We start from the raw sequence: 19,495 nt of genomic DNA on the forward strand, positions 1-19,495 counted from the left end.
TTTTATCAATTAAATAAATAGTAGGCGTACCCAACACTGCGTAATTCTTAAAATTCACACCACTTTTACCTTTAAAATCACAGTACTTTCTTGCCCATGGATGTGTATCAGAAGATCTCCTAAAAACCTCTTCACTGGTATCTGAGGAAATGGAAATCACTTCTATCTTTTGCTCCTTTAATTTTTCGTAATTACCTGGTAATTGTTGCATTAACATTTCGCAGGGTCCACAACCGGATTCGTAAAAGACTAATAAGGTTTTTTCAAAACCCTTTTGCGCCAATTGGTTGCTTGGTAAAATGGTGGTTTTATGATTGTGATCTGCTACCTTACCCAGATGTTCTGTAAGTACTAAATCTGGGGCTTGTTTGCCTAATTGTACCTTTTTAGCAGCATATATCTGAGCTACTTTACCACTACCCTTTAACAAGCGCGCATCTGAGGTTTCAGTTAAATAATCTAGAATTTCGGTTTGTGCATCACCCCAATTAAACTGCTCGGTAATTGAGAAAGCTGCTTCAGCCAGTTTAGTATAGGCCTCTGGTTTTTGGGTACGCTCTAGCGCGGCTATCATGTCTGTACCAAATAATGCATGGTAAGGTGACGATGGGTTATAAGCCCCAAGCACTTCGTTAATTTCAGCAAACCAAGCTTCATCATTTTGATATATAGCTTCAAAATCTAGTTCATGTACTAGTTTTTCCCTTAAAATTTGTATTTGTGGCCTAAAATCTTTCATGTTTAAGGCGGCTAATACTTCTGGCGCAGCTTGTTCTTTAATATAGGTTTTGGCATCGTCTTGCATTTTTTCAATATCGGTGCTTTTAGCCATACCACTAGGTTGGTTATGGTATAAATAGCTCTGGTACATGGCAGAAAGTAAAGGCACATTGGCTACCAGTGGATTTTTTAAATCCGTAAACTGGAACAAATTTTTAGCACGATAAGTTTGAAACGCTTCATAGGTCATATTTTCTTTAGGCACCACTTGCTGGTACATTGATGCGTACAAGTTCATATAGGAGCCTTTAGAGTATTGTGATGCTATGCTTTGGCAATAACTGTTGTATGCCATAGTTTTTTCTCTGTAATTACGCATTAGCGCGGTACAAAACGCATCATTTTCGTTTAACAAGCCCCACAATTGCTCCATAGACGTAAGCACTTTTTGGGTAGATTGTAATTTTGTATTTAACGCCTTAATGTGGTTGCTTGCCTCACCACCTTTTATAAAGCTTAGGTAACCTGTTTCTTGGCGCCAAGAGGTTTGGTAACTTACATCTCCACCCATATACACAAAACGTATACTACCGTGCGGATGCGGATTAGCAATATTATTATTCTGTTTATACTCGCCTTCTGAGGCTACCACATATAAGGTGTTTGGGGTATAGATGGCTGGGTTCAACTGTTTGGTAAATGTGCCTTTTTGATCTAGTTGAAGGCTATCCATTAACACATAGCTGCCTTTTTCGTATTTGCCTATGTAATAGTTTTTATACAAATAGCCTTGGTAATCGCCACTAAGGGTTTGTGCCTGTACTAAAACGGTACTGCAAAAAATGAATATACTTATTAGTGTTTTAAAAATCATATTGATGCAATTTAAATGAAAAAATCGGTGGCATACGCCACCGATTACTACTATTGTTAATTTTTATAGTTAAAAGCTTATTCTGCTACACAACGTATGGGTAAACCGTAACCTTGTTAAAGTATGTAGTGCCTTGAAAAGATGGGAAGATTTGCATGTATTCTGCTGTGGTAGCTAAGTCACCGTCAGTAGAAGACCAGTTTAGTCCAAGAGTACTTCTAGATACTAAAGAGCCATCAGTGTTAACGCGAAGACCCGCAGCTCTTACTCCTTAGCATTACAAATGATTTCAAGCTATTCATAAATCTTGCATCTTTAAGACAGCTAGCACTTCTAATACAGGTTAGTATAGCGGCACTTTAAATTTTCACAAAACACTTTATAGTGTATTCTAACTTATTATACCAATTTACATTCCTAATGTCGCACTTGAACCTGAACAAAGGTATATTATAGATGACAGCAGTAAACAAAATATCCCTGTACTGTTGTACCGGGATATTTTATAATTTACTTTAAAAAGACTTACACTAATAGCAATAAGCATGATAAGGCTCAACTAGAATGATATTCTAGCTAAAATTAATCCTTAATACAACGTACTTTTAAAGTACAAGAAGTGAACAATGTAGGGACTGTTTTTTTACAAGTACCCGCCAATTCATCTACGTTAGCAACTAAAATGCCACGCACAGATGTAGGCGCACCCATTTATTTATTAGTTACTGCCGCTGCCAATAATGGCGATTTTACCAATGAAGCTAATGTGACCAAAATAGAAATGACGCTCAACGGAGATTATCTAGAGGCTACCTACAACTTTACAGACGGTGATTACTTTACTTTTGCTAGTGAGGTGAGCTGTATAGGACCTGCAGGTATTGCCAGTAATTTAGAACTGTGGTTAAAAGCAAATGATGGTACCGATGCCACCGCACAAGACGAAGTCATAGGCACTTGGACAGATGCCTCAGAAAAAGGAAATCACGGTACTGGAAGGAATAATCCAGAATTTCAAGCTACTGGTGATGGGGTTGTGAACTATAATCCTTCGGTAGCTTTTAACGGAACAAGTAATTATTTTGAACTGCCAGATGGTTTTGAAGACTTTACCGGCGGTGCCAGTAGTTTTGTGATTCGAAAAGATTTTGGTACACGAGATAGCTATGGTCGCTTTTTTCATCTTTCTACTGGAGGTATGAATAATGCGTATATATTTGGAAGAAATGGCACGACTAATCAAAGTTACTGGACCGTCAGATCAGCTACGGCAGGAAACCCATTTACTTTTACCACTACTACAAATCAGTTACCTTTTTCAGATATACCTAATTTACTAAGTTATACTCAAGAAGGTGGTTTTCCACTAGAAACGGGTAAAGAGCTCAGGTCCTTTTTTAACGGTGAGCTAGACATCACCACAAACAGCGCCGTGGTGCCTACCAAGGTACTTAGAACACTTAATAACATCGGTAAGTCTCATACTACTGAGTATATGAACGGGTATATACCAGAATTCATTATATACACCGAGCAGTTAACTGATTTGCAAGCACAAAAGGTAAGTACCAGTTTAGGGCTTAAATATGGATTATCTTTTAATCATAATTATATATCACCTGCTTATGATGGGACTAATGCTGCTACAGAAACCCTTTATGACATTACTAGCTATAACAACAGGATATTTGGAGTAGGGTATGATAAAATGGGTTGCTTATCGCAAAACCAATCTACCAGTCAGTTAGACGGTAGTTTAATACGCATAAGTGTAGATGGTGTGCTGAATCCGCTGAATTCTGCCGACAATACTGTTTGGACCGCAGATAGAAGTTTTATAGTCATGGGAGACGATGATAAGGATATTACAACCTTTGTGAAGGCAGGCCAAGGCGCTAACGAGCCCTTACCAGCCATTTATGAAGACTGTTTTATTTACCGATTAAATAGAAACTGGAAAGTGCAAGTAAAAGGAGCAATAGTACCTGATGTATTTATCTCAATTCTGGCAAACTCATCTTCAGAAGACACAAAACTACCTACGTTCCCTGATTTAGGAACGCTACGTAGTTATGAATCAAATAGTGTTTATGTGGTGTTAAACGATAATCAAGACTTTACCGTAAACGCAAACATGCAAGAAGTGGCTTTAACCTATAATGCTACTACTGATGCCTATGAAGGAACTATTACAGTGAATCCATCAGAGCTGGCTAACCACACGTTTTATTATACCGTGGTAAGTAAAATATCACCTTCTAGAACCTGCTGTCTCAAGTCTAATAACAATATAAAAAATGCGTATGAATCTAATTAAAGATGCAGTAAGCATGTTGAACTCATCAGGCACTGTGTAGTACCCATTTATTATTTTAAATTAGACCTGTCCGACTAATACAAATGACCGCTATCGCTGATAGACGAAAGACTTTAATTTCAGTGCTTTATAAGTTTTAAAATTTCATAAACAACCTATCATTTTTGCTTTTTAACAACCTTACAAGCACACAATGACAGCTTCCTAATAACTCGTATCATCCAGCTTCACTTTACCGTGAAATGTTTTATACAAAAACAGGAAATAGCCGGCTAAAAGCGGTGCTCCTATCACTACAATAGTGAGCATAATTCCTAGTGATTTTTGAGAAGAGGCTGCGTTATAAATAGTGATATGATAAGCTGGATCTATAGTAGATGGCAATAATACAGGATACAATTGAACGGCAACCAGCATCAATAAAAACGCCATCGTTAAAGAGGAAAAGACTAAGGCATTTGCATACTTCTTTTTAGAGACTAATCTGGGAACATTTGCAACCGCTAGAAATGCTAAAACTGGAATGGTAAAAGATACCGGATATTCTTTAAATCGATCTGTCACTCCTGGTAAAAATACTAAAGTATAAAGTGATGTTGCCGCAAAACTTATAATAAAGAAAATCATTCCCTTTTTGAGTAAAAAGGTAAGTCTAGTGTGTAAACGTCCTTCCGTTTTAAGCAGTAAAAAAATAGCTCCTTGAGTCATAAATAAAGACACCGTAGTGAGCCCTACCATTATAGCATAAGGTGTTAAAAATGAAAAGAACAAACCACCTTTATATGTTAACTCATCACCTATAGCAAGACCTTGTAATAAATTAGCCAGCACTACTCCTAGTAAAAACGAGATGAGTATGTTAGAACCAAAATAAATAATATCCCATGTTTTACGCCACCATAACATCTCCTCAGCACTTCTAAATTTTATAGCCGCAGAACGTAAAACCAGTAACATTAAGAATAACATAAATGGTATGTACATAGCAGATAACATGGTGGCATACATTACTGGAAAACCTGCAAATAATGCGCCACCACCTATAACTAACCATACCTGATTTGCATCCCATAATGGACCTATAGCGTTAATAGCAATACGTCTACTTAAATCTTTTCTAAAAAATAAGTGCCAGGCACCAGCACCATAATCAAAACCTTCTAAAATAGCATAACCAGAAAACAGTAATCCTACTACTAAATACCAAAGCGTTGGGTAATCTATACCTAAAAAATATTCCATACCTATTTTATTAAACTATTTCTAATGAATTTTTAGCTTCATCATAAGGGCCGTGTTTTATCTTTTTGTTTAACGAGTAGATAAACAAAAGAAATAGTAAGGCATACACTACTAAAAATAATATTAATGAAAAAAGAATTTGATTAGAAGATACCTCTTGCGAGAAACCTTCACTAGTTCTTAAATGCCCATAAACAATCCACGGTTGCCTACCCATCTCAGCCGCAAACCAGCCTACTTGATTTGCTATTTGTGGCAGTAATACAGAAAATGCAAAAATCCTGAGTAGCCATTTCTTTTCAAATAAAGTGCCGCGCCACCATAAAAAACTAGCATAAAGCGTGAGCCCAATTAGAAACATACCTATAGCTACCATAATGTGATAAAACTGAAATACGGCATTTACCTGACTAGGTCTGTCTTCTTCTACAAACGCATTTAAACCTGTTACAGGTGTCTCAAAATCTTGATGGAGTAAAAAGGACAAACCACCAGGCATTTTGATACCAGTTACCTCTTGTGTTTCATTATTTACCCAGCCAAAAAGATATAAATCTGCTGGAGCTGATTTTTCATAATGACCTTCCATAGCAGCTAATTTTGCTGGTTGATGTTGAGCTACAATTTCAGCAGACCTATGTCCTGAAAACAGTTGCGTTAACGCTATAATGGTAGCAATACCTAATGCTATTTTAAAAGCCTTTTTTGAAACTTCAACATATCTTCCTTTAAGCAAATAGTAAGCATGAACACTTAACACTAAAAAGGCACCAGCTAGAAACGCACCTTGCCATACGTGAATAATACGATCTACACTAGACGGATTAAAAACCATAGCCCAGAAATCTGTAACCTCTGCCCTAGCATCAAAACCTTCACCTACAATGTGGTATCCTGAAGGTGTTTGCTGCCAGCTATTTGCTACCACAATCCAAACGGCTGAAAACATAGAGCCTATCAATACACCTATGGTAGAAATAAAGTGAACTTTAGGTGAAACACGGTTCCAACCAAAAAGTAAAACACCTAAAAAGGCACTTTCTAGACCAAAGGCAAACAAACCTTCGGCAGCGAGTGCGCTACCAAAAATATCGCCCACGTACCTAGAATACACCGACCAGTTAGTACCAAATTCAAACTCCATTATAATTCCCGTAGCAACGCCAATACCAAAAGTTATGGCAAATATTTTTAACCAAAAACGCGTTAATACTTCGTAGTGTTTATTTCCTGTTTTTAAATACAGTCCTTCCATTATCGCCATAATCAACCCTATACCGATACTCAACGGTGGATAGATGTAGTGAAAGGCAATGGTAAAAGCAAACTGTATGCGGGCAAGGATTTCGGTATCCATCTTGTTCATTTTAGAGCTACAAAATTAAGATGCCATATAGATATTATGTGTTACATAGGTTACTTTAGACTGTTATAATTGTAAACATTACGCTTTCGCGAAAGCGGATACCAAAAACTTTAAATAATGTGACAAATGTCACTTACCTGAAAAATAATACTCGTTATTTTTGCACCGTGAAATTGACTTTAGTTTCCATATTATCCATTTTAATACTGAGCAATATCTTGCGTGTGACTGCTATTTACAGCTGGTATGCACTAGATATGGACAGCTTTGTAGAACAACTTTGTGAAAATAAAGACAAACCTCAATTAAAATGTAATGGAAAGTGCTACCTGAGTAAAATGATGGCCGAAAGTTCTAAGAAAGAAAGCCCATCTCCTTTACTAACAGAATGGGAACCACAGTTTTTTTATGATGCTAGCCGTATAGTTTTACCAGAGCTTGCACCTGTAACAATGCAGCGTAACAATTTTTACTATCTATTTCAAGTATCTGATACTGATTTAGCTTCAGTTTTTCATCCACCACGGAATTCTTAATTCATACCTAGATCAATAGATTAGAGCGATAGTTTATTCTATCTCTCAACGGTGCTATGCCGTAAACTAAGAATTAAGAAAAATGAACATAAAACACATTGCGCTGTTAAGCGTATGGATACCTGTGGCTTTATATGCGCAAGAAAACAAACCCAAAGCGCAAGACACCACCGCTACTAAACCAGTAGCCTTAAATACTGTAATCATTACCGGGCAAGGAACAACAGATCCAGTGCTTACTACAGTAAAAACAGATTTAGTTAAAAAAGTAGTACAACCTAAAAATGTGGCTGACTTATTCAGCGATTTTAACGGTTTCTCACTCATTAAACGTGGAAATTATGCAATTGATCCATCGTTTAGAGCCTCACAATATGAGCAACTCAACATTCAGTTTGATGGTGGAACTAAGGCTATGCACGCCTGCCCTAACCGTATGGATCCTGTTACCACACACGTTGTTCCTGAAGATATAGAACGTATAGAGGTTATTAAAGGACCTTATACGGTACGATATGGTGCCACCTTTGGCGGTATTATTAATCTAGTAACCCAGAAACCGCAACAGTTAGATAACGGTTTACACGGTAGCGTTAGTAGTGGCTATGAGAGTAATGGAAACGCCTTAGTATCTTCTTTAAAGCTGCATCAAGTTACTGAAAAGTATGATATCACTGCAAATGCTGGCTATCGTGATTTTGGTAATTATAAAGATGGAGCTGGCACTGAAATCCCTTCAGCCTTTAGAAGTCTGGACTATGGCTTGAGATTAGGTTATAACATTAAAGATAACCAGCGCATACAGGCACACTGGAGACAATCTTATGGTCGCGATGTGCTTCACGCAGGATTACCTATGGATACTGATGAGGATAATAGCTCTATTTTATCATTAGATTATAAACTTTCAGATTTAAAAGGTTTTGTAAAAGAAGTAAATGCAAAGGCTTATTATTCTTATGTAGACCACATTATGTCTAATACCAGAAGACCATCTTCCATGATGACCGATGCGATATCAACCATAGATGCGACTACCGCTGGTGGAAAAGTAGAGTTTAAAATGAAACCTACAGAAAAATGGATCTTATATAGCGGTATAGACGCCTTACTTATAGCACGAGATGGTGGCAGGACACGTAGCGTAAAACGCAATATGATGGGCGACCTCTTACCACAACCTATGGTGTTTCAAGATAAAGTATGGCAAGATAGTTATATAAATGATTACGGACTTTTTGCTGAAAATAAGTATGCATTTTCAAATAAAACCATGCTTACCGCAGGTGTGCGCTATGATTTAGTTATTTCAGAAACACAAGATCCTGAATTAAATTTTCAACAAATGTACCCTAACTTAGAGCAGCGTGAAGAACACAATGTGTCTGCCACAGTTTCGGTAAAGCATCAACTTTCAGAAAATAACAGGCTAGAAGTAGCTTATGGGCGTGGTGTACGGTCTGCAAATATGATTGAGCGGTACATTAACCATTTTACCGTAGGTCAAGACCCTTTTGAATATGTAGGAAACCCTAATCTAGATGCTGAAGTAAATACCCAATTTGAAATAGGTTTTAAAGGAACAACAAGCTTTGAAAAAGGAATAGATGCTTTACAGTATAGTATTTCTGGATATTATTCTATTTATGAAAACTACATTGTTCCTGTGGTAGATCCTAGCTTAGATAGAAGGTTTATGCCTACTGCACAACCGCAAGAAGTAAAACGATTTATGAATTTAAATAGTGCTTTTAAAACAGGTTTTGAAGCAGAGGCAAATGTATCCTTTGCTAACTATTTTAATTTCAACACGGCTTTTTCTTATGTGTATGCTAGAAATAAAGATCTGGACGAGTCTTTACCTTTAACGCCACCATTTATTACAAGATTAGGACTAGGATTTGAAAAGGAGAAATTCTGGGCAAGCCTAGATTATACGATCACGTCAAAACAAGATGAAATTTCTACCAGTTTTAGAGAGACAGAAACCGCTGGTTATGAAACTTTAGACTTAAGATTAGGTGTTAAACCTTTAAAAGATTTGCAATTAGGTGTTGCAGTTTTAAATATTTTTGATGAAACGTATAACAACCACCTGAATTTTTCATTTACTAATCAAGCAGATTTTGGTCGTGTACCGATCAATGATCCAGGAAGAAACTTTTCTGTATTTGCAAAGTTTGATTTTTAAATAAATAGACTAAAATTAAAAAGCCCTTTTGATCGTTTGAAAAGGGCTTTCTTTATTTTTTGATACCCATAAAACGTATCACCTCAGCTGTTCCTTTGTGGTAATTACCTTCGGCAAGTGTAATGGTTTCTTCTTTTAAAAGCTTAAAATCGAGTTCAGGAAATTCATTTTTAATTTCTTGAATGGAAAATAACATCTCAATATTTTTAGGGCCACCAGAAGGTTTTCCTAATTGCGCTTTGGCGAAAGCTTCAAAAATTACAATCCCATTAGGTTTTAAAAATTTTAAGAGTTGTAAATGAGCTTCTTTTCTTATGCCAACAGGAAAATGGGCATAGCTTAATCCTATAACGTCAAACTGTTTTTTCGTTTCAAAATCCAAAACACCAGCAACTTTATAATCTATCGTAACCTCGAGTTGCTTTGCCAGCTGGACGGCTTTCTCCTTTCCTTGCTGGCTAATATCAAAAGCAGAAACATCCCAACCTTGGGAAGCGGCATAAACGGCGTTGCGTCCTTCGCCTTCGGCAGGAAGTAAGATGCTACCTGGCTTTATTTTATCGAGTTGTTGTTTATAAAACGCATTAGGTTGCGTGCCATAGACAAATTCTTTTTGGATATAGCGATCGTTCCAAAAATTTGCTACTTGCTTATTCATACGCTGCTATTAATCTTGATATGCAGATAGCATCCATACCAGTTTTTCTTGTTCTACAATATAGTCGCTCATTAAGGCAACGGTACCTTCATCATTAGCCTCTGAGGCTATGGTTAAAATAGCTCTTTCTTTAGTTAATAATGTTTTTAGAGCTTCGAGAATACTATTTATGGCTAGCTCTCCATCTGTTATGTTTTCTGCTGGTTTAATGGCAGTAGTCTCAAGATATTTTTCAAAGGAATGAAGTGGTGTTGCACTTAAAGTAAGTACACGCTCTGCAATTTCATCTACTTTAATTAGAGCGTCGTTATACAATTCTTCAAATTTAAGATGGAGTTCAAAGAATTTCTTTCCTTTTATATTCCAGTGAAATCCTCTTAGATTCATGTAGAACACTTGATAGTTAGACAGTAAATCGTTTAATTCTGTCGCGGTAGTTTGTGATGCTTGCGCATCTAAGCCTATGTTGTTTGTGCTTTTCATTGTATTGTTTTTTAAAGATTAAAAAAGGGCTTTAGTATTATAACGTAAAGCCCTTAGTTTTAGTTTTAGATATCCTTTTTTGCAAGATACCAAGTTATTTTTTCAACAGAATTATCTGCTAGTCTTTGGTTTAAAGCATCTAAAGATTTTGGTGGCGGACAAATAGCTTTATCACCACGTTTCCAGTCTAGCGGCATGGCAACCTTATGCTTGTCTGATACTTGTAATGCATCTAAGGCACGTAAAATCTCGTCCATATTACGACCTACATTTAATGGGTAATACATTATTAAACGTATTTTTTTAGATGGATCTATGAAGAATACGGCTCTTACGGCAGCAGTTTCACTCTCGTTAGGTTGCAACATTCCGTACAGTTTTGATACCTTCATATCAATATCTGCAATAATTGGAAAATCAAAGTAAACGCCTGTATTTTCTCTTACGTTTTGTACCCAACCTAAATGTGCGTGAATACTATCGATACTTAATCCAAGTAATTCAGTATTTAGTGCATCAAACTCTGCTTTTCTTTCAGCAAAGCCACTCATTTCTGTGGTACAAACTGGTGTAAAATCTGCTGGATGCGAAAACATAACTGTCCATTTGTCTTTTGCAAATTCAGACATTTTAATGTTTCCTTTAGTAGTAACCGCTTCAAAATCTGGTGCAGTATCACCTATTCTAGGCATAGATACTAGGTTTTCTTGTAATTCATTTTCATTATTCATAATAGCTAAAATTTATTGTTTTTAAATTCGGTATAAAATTAAGCTATATAACAAGCATTGTTGGTAACCTAGGTTACATAGTAGTATTTTTAGTTTTAGAGCTACGCTTTCGCGGAAGCGTAAATTGAAATGATACTATTAAAATAAAATATTTTCCGACTTTTTCCCAAAAGCTACTAGCAACACAGCAACTTTTAAGACGGTAATAGTAACAAGGATAACTCTTTAAAGAACTCTAGTGAACACCAAATATTATAAATTAGAGGAATAAGTAGTTTATAAACTAAAAAAGGTTACAACATAAAGCTGTAACCTTTGAGTTAAACATCTACTTTAAGTTAAACGTTCTCTCCTTTCATCATTTTATTCCAGTAAAGGAATGGCAGCCCGAATTTTTTGAGCATCCATAATCTCCAATGTTCTTTGGCACTATTAAATACTAACATGCGTTTTAATTTAGGATCTGGTGTAAAGTTGCCTTTGTAATCAAACTCAGCTAAAGTCATTTTTCCGTAACCAGTAACAAGCGGACAGCTAGAATAGCCGTTATACGATTGTGTACCTATTTTATTTTGCTTTATTAATAAGCTCAAATTATCTACTACTACTGGAACTTGCTTACGCACAGCGGCACCTGTTTTTGCAGTAGGTAAACCTGCAACATCGCCTAATCCAAAAATATTAGAATATCTATTATGTTGTAAGGAGTGATGATCTACATCTAGCCAACCAGCTTCGTTTACCAAAGTTGATTCTCTTACAAATTTAGGCGCTGCTTGTGGTGGCGCTAGGTGTAACATATCAAAAGGAATTTGAATGATGTTTTCTTCAGTAGATACTTCACCTATATCATTATCTTCATTAAGAACACACTGGTTTTCTTCAGGAGCTACATGTTTAAAGTAGGCTATTTGTTTTTCGGCATCTATTTTAAAAGGTGCGTAAAACGGTTTAAAGTTAATACCATACCTACCTATTACTTTCATTAAAGTATCACGTATAGGTTTTACACCAAAAATAACACTACCAGGTGTAGCAAAAATGACATTGGTATTTTTAAGAATTCCTGTTTTTCTAAAATAATCTGAAGCGAGATAAGCTATTTTTTGAGGTGCACCACCACATTTAATAGGTGTAGATGGTTGAGTAAATAAGGCGTTACCACCTTTAAAATTCTTTATAACATTCCAGGTATGTTCAGGATCTGTATAATTACTACAAACCACACCTTTATCTAGTGCTTCAGGCAAACCTTCTATCATTGATGGTTCCATAACCAGTCCTGGAGCTACTACTAGATAATCATAAGTAATGGCGCCAGTAGCTTTAGTGTTTACCGTGTTATTTTCAGGGTCAAAAGTTGTGGCAAAATCTTTAATCCAGGTAGCACCTTGAGGCATTACCTCTTTCATAGGTTTGCCCGTTTTTTTAAAATTATAGGCTCCAGCACCTACGAGTGTCCACGCTGGCTGGTAATAATGCGTTTCTGCTGGTTCTATAATCGCAACGCTGCTAGACTGCTTTTGTTTAAGTAACTGTGCCGCTGTCATGATACCAGCTGTTCCACCGCCTATAATTAAAACTTGATAATGTGATGCCATAAGTATGCTAAATTTGTTAATTCTATAAAATTACTAAATATAAATTAACAATACTGTAACTTTGGTTACATAAGAATAATAATTTTAGTATTAGTCTTTGGTTAGGCATTATTTAAAAAAACAGAGTTCTAACTAAACTAAAGAACTCTGCTCTTAACAAAAATTACTCTTTAGGAAGAAGTCTTCCACTAACAGGTTCAAGATCATACATTACAAATGTCTCGATAATACTTTCCATATCCTCACTTTCACCGTGGTCGTTTTTACCTTGTTCAGTTTCAAGATAATTGTAAAGTGTTTCCTTTTTGTCATAAGTTGACCATACAACTACGGTGTTTCTTTCTCTATCTACGCTTACTTGATAAGCTAGTAGACCGTCAGATTGTTTGTCCATTTTGATAGTTGGAGCTTTGGCAATTCGGATTAGGTCTTCAAGTTTCCCTGGTTTAGCCGTTGAAACTGACACAAATGTGTACGTTGGATTGTTCATTGTTTTTTCCATTTTTTGATTTTCTATTTGCTTACAAGAGCACGACAATAATAGTATTGCTACTATAACTACTTTATTCATATTCATTGTAAATTTTATTTATTACCATGTTTATGATACAAAATTAGGTATTTATTTCAAAAACACAATATATTTTGTAAATTTGTTCAAAATAGAAGTAAAGTTTAAAGATGAAATACACATTACTCAAGGAATTAATAGCGTATACTGAGGAATATCAAGAAGGAAACGCTTCAAATAAAGTTGAAGATTTTACAATTTGGCTCAACAACAAATTATTTACTAGTAAAAATAAATCTACACATTCAGAACACGATGAATTGCTAATCGCTTTTAAATTGATGCATTTGAATAAGTCATTAAAAAAACAAACGAAAACCGTTTTGTCAGAATCGAATGTTTCTTCTATTGATGAGTATAGTTTTCTTTTGCACTTAGATTATCAAGAAAGCTATAGGAAAATGGAATTAGTTGAAATGCATAATCTTGAGGCACCAACAGGAATAGAAATTATTAAAAGACTTATAAAAAATAAGTTTGTAGAAGAGTTTCCTGACGAAGAAGATAGAAGAGCAAAACGTATTAAAATAACAAAAAACGGAATTAAAGAACTAATAGAAATTAAGCCAAAAATTGAATTGATTTTTACTAAATTCACAGAACCTTTGAACCTTAATGAAAAAATTAGAATTAGTGGAATTTTAGACAAATTGAATACATAAATAATAGTAACGAGTAAGAATAATAGACCCAGAAAGATTATTGGTTTTATAAATACCTAAGAAAATTATGGAGTTTGAATTAAAAAACAATAACGGCTTACTGCGTTATAATATTAAATCTAAGTAATGCAACAAAATTTGCTAACACAACTTATAGGAAAAACAGATATCTACATTGTGGACCAGATAATGAAAGCGCGTTATCTTAAAGAAGATAAAATTCTGGACGCTGGTTGTGCTGAAGGTCGTAACTTAAAATGGTTTTATACTAACGGTATTCATATTACTGGCATTGATACAGATAACGAGCGGCTTGAAGTTGCAAGAGAACACTACCCAAAAGCGGCTGCCCATTTTACAGTAGGTAATGTTGATGCTTTACCGTATGATAATGATTCTTTTCATCACGTTATTTGTAGTGCGGTATTGCATTTTGCAAAAAATGAAGCGCATTTTTATAAAATGTTTGCAGAACTAGTACGCGTTTTAAAACCCAATGGATCGTTGTTTATTAGAGTCGCTTCAAACATAGGACTAGATGGCAATACACCGTATTTAAAAGAAAGTAAAACCGACAGAGAAGGTACTTTTTTTATTACCAGAGCCATTATTAATCAAGTACTAGAAAACTATAATCTAGAATTAATAGATCCTGTAAAAACTACAAATGTGCAAGATATGCGTGCTATGACTACGCTTGTATTGCGTAAAGTGTAACATCTTTACAATTTTAAACCTACACCCAAACCTATGTTCCAGGTATGATAACCATCAAACCGCTGGTCTAAAAACAAATTAGGTAATATGTATAGTGACTTATTTATATCCTGTTCATACTCAATACCTACACGCATTAAATAAAAAGATTCATTTTTTTCTAGCTCTATACCAGGACCTAGCGTCACCACAAAGCCACCACCAAACTGATACAGTGCATCAATAGTAAAAACCAGCGGATTTACACGTTCTACCTCTTCGTTTTCTGAATTTTTTATAATAAAGGTTTCAATCTCCATATCGTTGTGCATGCCTATTCCCCATTTATGGTTAAACCAATACTCTATATCGAGTCCCCAAGATGGCACAAAAACGTTATCCATACCTTCATTATTAACTAATGTATGCCCTATAATACCAGCAATTCTAAAACCGCTTCCATCACCATTGCTCTCGTGATGTTCGTCTTGATGTTGCTGTGCATTACTAGTTAGAGCAAGTAAACCTAACAGCATTATAGTAGCTAATTTTAGTAGTTTCATTTTTTAAATTTTATAAGTTAATGTAGTTTCCCAAATTCGGTTATTTATAAAAATGTCACCTCTTTTTGCATAGATATCGTGATAGCCAGAACGTATTTTAATATGCTCGCTTGCGCGAAAGGATACACCTAAAAACATCCAGTTTTGGTCTAGTTTTTCTGGTCTTAAACCAGTACCAAAATCTATGTGCGCCTCATCATATAAAACAAGACCTAGTGAACGATTAGTAGTAAAGGTGATTACAGGAACCGTAATCTGAAACTTATAGCGAAATCTGTTTTTATGGGTAGTGCCGTCTGTTACAAACTCATTAGTTGAAGTAGCTACAATGTTTTGTGCAAAACGTTCTTCAAATCGTAATCTGTGGTGTAATGAAAATCTTGAAAACTTATGTTTAATGGTAAGTTGCTGGAAGATGTTATGTTCTAAAGCATCAATAGGCTTGCTGTAGTCTGAATAGCTGTAGTTTTTAATGTAACTATAACCTATGGCAATATCTAAGTCGTTTTCAAAAGTGTAGTGAATAAATGGTCTAATAATAAACTGTTCCCAGTCTTTAAGAAAATTTGTTCTTCTAAAATTTAACTCTGTATTTACAGACCATTTGTTATTAATTTCTTTCTGAATATTAATAGTATTCCAGCTGCTATAATGCGTTTCTTGATCTTGAGCTGTGTTTAAAAATGAGATGAAAAAGAAAAATAATACTACTAAACCTTTCATTATTCCTCATTATAGGTAATGCTCCACATACCGCGTACTTCGTTAACAGCATATCCTGTAGCCATATCTTCTGGATACAAATTGTTAATAGTGTTTAAAACCTCAGGCTGAATTTCTTTTTCTGGACTACCGTGACATTGCTGGCACATGGAGTTAGTAGTAATAGGCGCATAAAAATGTACTTTACCATTTACAACTTCTGTAACAGGTGTGTATTCTTCATTTTTAGCGATGGCATTTTTAAACTGTGCAATTAACTCTAATTCTTTTGTATTGGCTTTATTTTTAGGATTTCTAGGCTTATCAGACACACGTTTAATGGTGGCATTTTGGGCAACCGCCATACTATCTGTTATAGGATATGCTTTTTTATTACAAAAGGTAACAGCCTTAAGAGTACCTTTTTTCTGAATGGTTCCCATTAGGTTTTTACCCAATTCTTTTTTGGTGTTTAGGGCATATTCCATTCCTGTTTCAGCATGGTTTTTTGGGTCTGCATGAACTTTACCATCACTATTAATTGTTTTACCACTGTTGCGATACTGCATTTTTCCTTTACTTTCTTCTTCAATATGTTCTTTAAACCATTCTGGTTCGTCTATTTTAAACTCATACATATAATTTGCTATGAGTTTTATATCTTCTTCAGAAAATTGCTGGTACGGCATCACGCCAAAACGCCTAACAGCGCCACGCATTTTAGATTTATCTTCAGATGGTTTCTTTACAAAATTCCAGATGGCGTCTGCAAATTCTTCTTTAGACATATCATCTGTCATATAATGCGATTTCATGGCAACCATAGGTGGCGCTATGCGGTTATCATGATCTGCAGAAGGATTATGACACACATAACACTTTGTTTCCATGAGTTTTTTACCAGGATGATTACTTGCCGTATAGCTAGAAGTTGAAGCAACGGCAGCCGTTGTGTTACTTGATGTCTTGTTGTTTTTACAACTGGTAATAACAACAATAAGGCTTAAAAGGGTGATTATTTTATTCATTAGTTAGCAAGTTTTCCTGTGGCACAGCTTACAAATGATTTTGCTTTAGAAAGCACGCCATTTGTATCTTCTATAGAAGGATAGCCCAATGTTTTTAATTTATTTTTTACCTCAAGGGCATCATTTGCATCTTGAGCTATAAATGAAACGGTTGAGCTGTTAGTATCTACCGTTATTTCAGATATATTTTTTAGTTCAGTGAGTTTATTTGTAATGGTTGTTGCGCAACCACCACATTTTAAATTTTGTACTATAATAGAAGTTCTCATAGGTTAGTAAATTATAGCAGCAAGATATTGCAAAAGCATTTTTACCGCAGTAACATAGGTTACATACAGAAGTATAAAAACTAAAAAAGTGAAGTATTTCTACCTCACTTTTCATATAATAAGTATCTTATTCTTTTAATTCCAGTTCATATAACCACCACGTAAATCGTAGATATTTTTAAAACCTAGACTATCTAATTTTTGTGCAGCCTTATTGCTTCTGTTTCCAGATTTACAATAAATATATACAGGTTTTTCTTTATCCAGTTTCTCAAAAGCTTTTACAAATGCTGTTTGATTAAAAAAGTCAATGTTAATAGCATTTTTAATATGGCCACTAGCATACTCATTAGGTGTACGCACATCTACAAGTTGAACCTTGTGAGCAATAGCATTTTTAAATTCGGCTTTATCAAGCACAGTTATGGTATCTATTTGTTTTGTGTTACCACCAAAAAGGGAAGAGAAAAAGGACATAAGTATAAGTAAGGTTTTCATTAGTAATGATCAAAAGTAGTATTGCGATGTGTATTTATCAGTAACTTAGGTTACACTCACGGTTTTTATTAATTATAATAGTCGTGTCTGACTAAGACAAAAGACCGCTTTCGCTTATAGACTAAAGACGAATGATTTTAATTACTCCTTTTGGTATTAAAACATTCATAAAACTTTAATAGGACACTAATGTAATTAGAATAGGGTTGTATTTATTACGCTTTAACGCTTTGCTCTTCCTACGGTCGTGAATCTCACGAGTTCGATTTCGCGAAAGCAAAAAACAAAAAAGAGATTGCCTTAAACAACCTCTTTTTTAACCAACCAATAAAAATTACTATGAGTTTTTATAAAGTAGAAGGACAAACAAATTCTGAAACAGGAATTCCAGTCTCTTTAATTGCTTTAAAACCTCCTTTTACATCTATTACATTATGTATACCACGACTTTTTAATATAGAAGATGCTATCATGCTTCTATAACCACCAGCACAGTGTAAAAAGAATGGATTCTCTGGGAATTCTGCTAAGTGATCGTTTATAAAATCTAGCGGTGTATTATTTGCATCTAGTACATGCTCAGATAAAAACTCACTTTCTTTTCTTACGTCAAAAATGGGTTTTTTATCTTTTGCTACTTCGTCTTTAAATACCTCAGCAGTAACAGAGCTTACTACATCATATTCTTTTGATTCTTTTTTCCAAGCGTCAAAACCACCTTTTAAGTAACCTAAGGTATTATCAAAACCTACTCGAGATAATCTGGTTACGGTTTCTTCTTCGCGACCAGGTTCTGTAACTAACAAAAGTGGTTGTTTAACATCGGCTATAAGCGCGCCTACCCAAGGTGCAAAGCTACCATCTAGACCTATAAAAATAGATCTAGGCACATGGCCAGCAGCAAAGTCGTCTTGATGTCTTACATCTAGTACTACTGCGCCAGTTTCGTTTGCAGCAGCTTCAAAAGCCGCAGGCGATAGTGCTTGCGTTCCTCTGTTTAACACGTCTTGAATGTCATCATAACCTTCTTTATTCATCTTTACGTTTGCAGGAAAATATTGTGGTGGTGGCAATAAGCCATCTATAACTTCGGCAATAAATTCATCTTTAGTCATGTCTGCACGTAAGGCATAATTCATTTCTTTTTGATTACCTAGAGTATCAACTGTTTCCTTCATCATGTTTTTACCACAGGCAGAACCAGCACCATGTGCAGGATATACAATTACATCATCTGCTAGTGGCATAATTTTAGTGCGCAAGCTATCGTATAAATAACCAGCTAAGTCTTTCTCTGTAATAACGCCCATTTTTTGAGCTAAATCTGGTCGTCCTACATCACCTAAAAACAACGTGTCTCCACTAAAAATAGCGTGGTCTTTTCCGTTTTTATCTCTAAGTAAAAAGGTTGTGCTTTCCATGGTATGACCTGGTGTATGTAGTGCTACTATGGTAACATCACCTAGTTGAAACGCTTGCTCATCTGTGGCAATAATAGCATCAAATGCTGGGCTAGCATTAGGACCAAAAACAATAGGTGCGCCCGTTTGTTTTGCAAGTGTTACGTGGCCGCTTACAAAATCTGCATGAAAATGCGTTTCAAATATATATTTTATGGTAGCATTATCTTTTTGTGCTCGGTTAATATAAGGTTGTACCTCGCGTAATGGGTCTATAATGGCTACTTCGCCATTACTTTCTATATAATAAGCACCTTGTGCTAGACAGCCTGTTTAAATTTGTTCTATTTTCATAATAAAAGTGTTTTAAATAAGAGCTTTTAAAGC

At 35.3% G+C, this 19,495-nt stretch carries 19 protein-coding genes; 5 read left to right on the forward strand and 14 right to left on the reverse strand.

Going from position 1 to position 19,495, the window contains the following annotated elements; translation table 11 throughout:
• Positions 1-1,594: peroxiredoxin family protein (locus ACTF48_RS02700; RefSeq protein WP_438961599.1), on the reverse strand; the 1,594-nt coding region annotated here is incomplete at its 3' end.
• A 682-nt stretch (positions 1,595-2,276) separates the two neighbouring features.
• On the opposite strand from ACTF48_RS02700, the gene ACTF48_RS02705 reads away from it, so the two are divergent.
• Positions 2,277-3,911 carry a hypothetical protein gene (locus tag ACTF48_RS02705; RefSeq protein WP_438961600.1) on the forward strand — a complete coding sequence of 545 codons (1,635 nt, stop codon included), beginning with the start codon at positions 2,277-2,279 and terminating at the stop codon, positions 3,909-3,911.
• Between the two features lie 204 nt (positions 3,912-4,115).
• Here the strand turns inward: ACTF48_RS02705 and cydB are convergent, their stop codons facing one another.
• On the reverse strand, positions 4,116-5,153 hold the full coding sequence (cydB, locus tag ACTF48_RS02710) for a cytochrome d ubiquinol oxidase subunit II (protein ID WP_438961601.1): 1,038 nt from the start codon (positions 5,151-5,153) through the stop codon (positions 4,116-4,118).
• Between the two features lie 10 nt (positions 5,154-5,163).
• Positions 5,164-6,510, reverse strand: coding sequence for a cytochrome ubiquinol oxidase subunit I (locus ACTF48_RS02715; protein ID WP_438961602.1), 1,347 nt, complete (start codon positions 6,508-6,510; stop codon positions 5,164-5,166).
• Positions 6,511-6,686: 176 nt separating this feature from the next.
• Between ACTF48_RS02715 and ACTF48_RS02720 the strand changes: the two genes are divergently transcribed.
• On the forward strand, positions 6,687-7,055 hold the full coding sequence (locus tag ACTF48_RS02720; RefSeq protein ID WP_438961603.1) for a hypothetical protein: 369 nt from the start codon (positions 6,687-6,689) through the stop codon (positions 7,053-7,055).
• 82 nt (positions 7,056-7,137) lie between these two features.
• On the forward strand, positions 7,138-9,246 hold the full coding sequence (locus ACTF48_RS02725) for a TonB-dependent receptor domain-containing protein (protein WP_438961604.1): 2,109 nt from the start codon (positions 7,138-7,140) through the stop codon (positions 9,244-9,246).
• 52 nt (positions 9,247-9,298) lie between these two features.
• On the opposite strand, the gene ACTF48_RS02730 is transcribed toward ACTF48_RS02725, so the two are convergent.
• From ACTF48_RS02730 to ACTF48_RS02750, 5 genes are all read right to left on the reverse strand, one after another.
• On the reverse strand, positions 9,299-9,904 hold the full coding sequence (locus ACTF48_RS02730; protein WP_438961605.1) for a class I SAM-dependent methyltransferase: 606 nt from the start codon (positions 9,902-9,904) through the stop codon (positions 9,299-9,301).
• Between the two features lie 9 nt (positions 9,905-9,913).
• On the reverse strand, positions 9,914-10,387 hold the full coding sequence (locus ACTF48_RS02735; protein WP_438961606.1) for a Dps family protein: 474 nt from the start codon (positions 10,385-10,387) through the stop codon (positions 9,914-9,916).
• A 65-nt stretch (positions 10,388-10,452) separates the two neighbouring features.
• Positions 10,453-11,118, reverse strand: a complete 666-nt coding sequence (locus ACTF48_RS02740; protein ID WP_438961607.1) for a peroxiredoxin — start codon at positions 11,116-11,118, stop codon at positions 10,453-10,455.
• Between the two features lie 338 nt (positions 11,119-11,456).
• Positions 11,457-12,719: an FAD-dependent oxidoreductase gene (locus ACTF48_RS02745; protein ID WP_438961608.1), complete on the reverse strand. Its 1,263-nt coding sequence runs from the start codon at positions 12,717-12,719 to the stop codon at positions 11,457-11,459.
• A gap of 163 nt (positions 12,720-12,882) precedes the next feature.
• Positions 12,883-13,290 carry a hypothetical protein gene (locus tag ACTF48_RS02750; protein WP_438961609.1) on the reverse strand — a complete coding sequence of 136 codons (408 nt, stop codon included), beginning with the start codon at positions 13,288-13,290 and terminating at the stop codon, positions 12,883-12,885.
• A gap of 110 nt (positions 13,291-13,400) precedes the next feature.
• Here ACTF48_RS02750 and ACTF48_RS02755 point away from each other — a divergent pair, with 110 nt between their 5' ends.
• Together ACTF48_RS02755 and ACTF48_RS02760 are read left to right on the forward strand one after the other, a co-directional pair.
• Positions 13,401-13,952 (forward strand): MarR family winged helix-turn-helix transcriptional regulator, encoded by a 552-nt coding sequence (locus ACTF48_RS02755; protein ID WP_438961610.1) that lies wholly within the window; start codon positions 13,401-13,403, stop codon positions 13,950-13,952.
• A gap of 126 nt (positions 13,953-14,078) precedes the next feature.
• Positions 14,079-14,669: a class I SAM-dependent methyltransferase gene (locus tag ACTF48_RS02760; protein ID WP_438961611.1), complete on the forward strand. Its 591-nt coding sequence runs from the start codon at positions 14,079-14,081 to the stop codon at positions 14,667-14,669.
• A 5-nt stretch (positions 14,670-14,674) separates the two neighbouring features.
• Here ACTF48_RS02760 and ACTF48_RS02765 read toward each other — a convergent pair whose 3' ends face one another.
• The 6 genes from ACTF48_RS02765 to ACTF48_RS02790 all read right to left on the reverse strand — a co-directional run bounded on the left by ACTF48_RS02765 (position 14,675) and on the right by ACTF48_RS02790 (position 19,411).
• Entirely contained in the window at positions 14,675-15,211 is a 537-nt protein-coding gene (locus ACTF48_RS02765) for a hypothetical protein (RefSeq protein ID WP_438961612.1), read from the reverse strand.
• Positions 15,212-15,214: 3 nt separating this feature from the next.
• Entirely contained in the window at positions 15,215-15,934 is a 720-nt protein-coding gene (locus tag ACTF48_RS02770; RefSeq protein WP_438961613.1) for a DUF2490 domain-containing protein, read from the reverse strand.
• The gene (locus ACTF48_RS02775) at positions 15,934-16,941 is read right to left on the reverse strand and encodes a c-type heme family protein (protein WP_438961614.1); all 1,008 of its coding nucleotides are present in this window, start codon (positions 16,939-16,941) and stop codon (positions 15,934-15,936) included. Before ACTF48_RS02775 ends, ACTF48_RS02770 begins: the two co-directional genes overlap by 1 nt.
• Positions 16,941-17,210 carry a heavy-metal-associated domain-containing protein gene (locus ACTF48_RS02780; protein WP_438961615.1) on the reverse strand — a complete coding sequence of 90 codons (270 nt, stop codon included), beginning with the start codon at positions 17,208-17,210 and terminating at the stop codon, positions 16,941-16,943. Before ACTF48_RS02780 ends, ACTF48_RS02775 begins: the two co-directional genes overlap by 1 nt.
• A 135-nt stretch (positions 17,211-17,345) precedes the next feature.
• Positions 17,346-17,708, reverse strand: a complete 363-nt coding sequence (locus ACTF48_RS02785; RefSeq protein WP_438961616.1) for a rhodanese-like domain-containing protein — start codon at positions 17,706-17,708, stop codon at positions 17,346-17,348.
• A gap of 347 nt (positions 17,709-18,055) precedes the next feature.
• The gene (locus tag ACTF48_RS02790; RefSeq protein ID WP_438961684.1) at positions 18,056-19,411 is read right to left on the reverse strand and encodes an MBL fold metallo-hydrolase; all 1,356 of its coding nucleotides are present in this window, start codon (positions 19,409-19,411) and stop codon (positions 18,056-18,058) included.
• Positions 19,412-19,495: the final 84 nt, after the last annotated feature.

The sequence above is a fragment of the Nonlabens sp. genome (genome assembly GCF_965660805.1).
GTDB lineage: Bacteria > Bacteroidota > Bacteroidia > Flavobacteriales > Flavobacteriaceae > Nonlabens.

Coding starts and splice junctions, on each gene's coding strand:
- ACTF48_RS02705 (WP_438961600.1), top strand. CDS start 2,277: ATGCCACGCACAGATGTAGGCGCACCCATTTATTTATTAGTTACTGCC.
- cydB (WP_438961601.1), bottom strand. CDS start 5,153: ATGGAATATTTTTTAGGTATAGATTACCCAACGCTTTGGTATTTAGTA.
- ACTF48_RS02715 (WP_438961602.1), bottom strand. CDS start 6,510: ATGGATACCGAAATCCTTGCCCGCATACAGTTTGCTTTTACCATTGCC.
- ACTF48_RS02725 (WP_438961604.1), top strand. CDS start 7,138: ATGAACATAAAACACATTGCGCTGTTAAGCGTATGGATACCTGTGGCT.
- ACTF48_RS02730 (WP_438961605.1), bottom strand. CDS start 9,904: ATGAATAAGCAAGTAGCAAATTTTTGGAACGATCGCTATATCCAAAAA.
- ACTF48_RS02735 (WP_438961606.1), bottom strand. CDS start 10,387: ATGAAAAGCACAAACAACATAGGCTTAGATGCGCAAGCATCACAAACT.
- ACTF48_RS02740 (WP_438961607.1), bottom strand. CDS start 11,118: ATGAATAATGAAAATGAATTACAAGAAAACCTAGTATCTATGCCTAGA.
- ACTF48_RS02745 (WP_438961608.1), bottom strand. CDS start 12,719: ATGGCATCACATTATCAAGTTTTAATTATAGGCGGTGGAACAGCTGGT.
- ACTF48_RS02750 (WP_438961609.1), bottom strand. CDS start 13,290: ATGAATAAAGTAGTTATAGTAGCAATACTATTATTGTCGTGCTCTTGT.
- ACTF48_RS02755 (WP_438961610.1), top strand. CDS start 13,401: ATGAAATACACATTACTCAAGGAATTAATAGCGTATACTGAGGAATAT.
- ACTF48_RS02760 (WP_438961611.1), top strand. CDS start 14,079: ATGCAACAAAATTTGCTAACACAACTTATAGGAAAAACAGATATCTAC.
- ACTF48_RS02765 (WP_438961612.1), bottom strand. CDS start 15,211: ATGAAACTACTAAAATTAGCTACTATAATGCTGTTAGGTTTACTTGCT.
- ACTF48_RS02770 (WP_438961613.1), bottom strand. CDS start 15,934: ATGAAAGGTTTAGTAGTATTATTTTTCTTTTTCATCTCATTTTTAAAC.
- ACTF48_RS02775 (WP_438961614.1), bottom strand. CDS start 16,941: ATGAATAAAATAATCACCCTTTTAAGCCTTATTGTTGTTATTACCAGT.
- ACTF48_RS02780 (WP_438961615.1), bottom strand. CDS start 17,210: ATGAGAACTTCTATTATAGTACAAAATTTAAAATGTGGTGGTTGCGCA.
- ACTF48_RS02785 (WP_438961616.1), bottom strand. CDS start 17,708: ATGAAAACCTTACTTATACTTATGTCCTTTTTCTCTTCCCTTTTTGGT.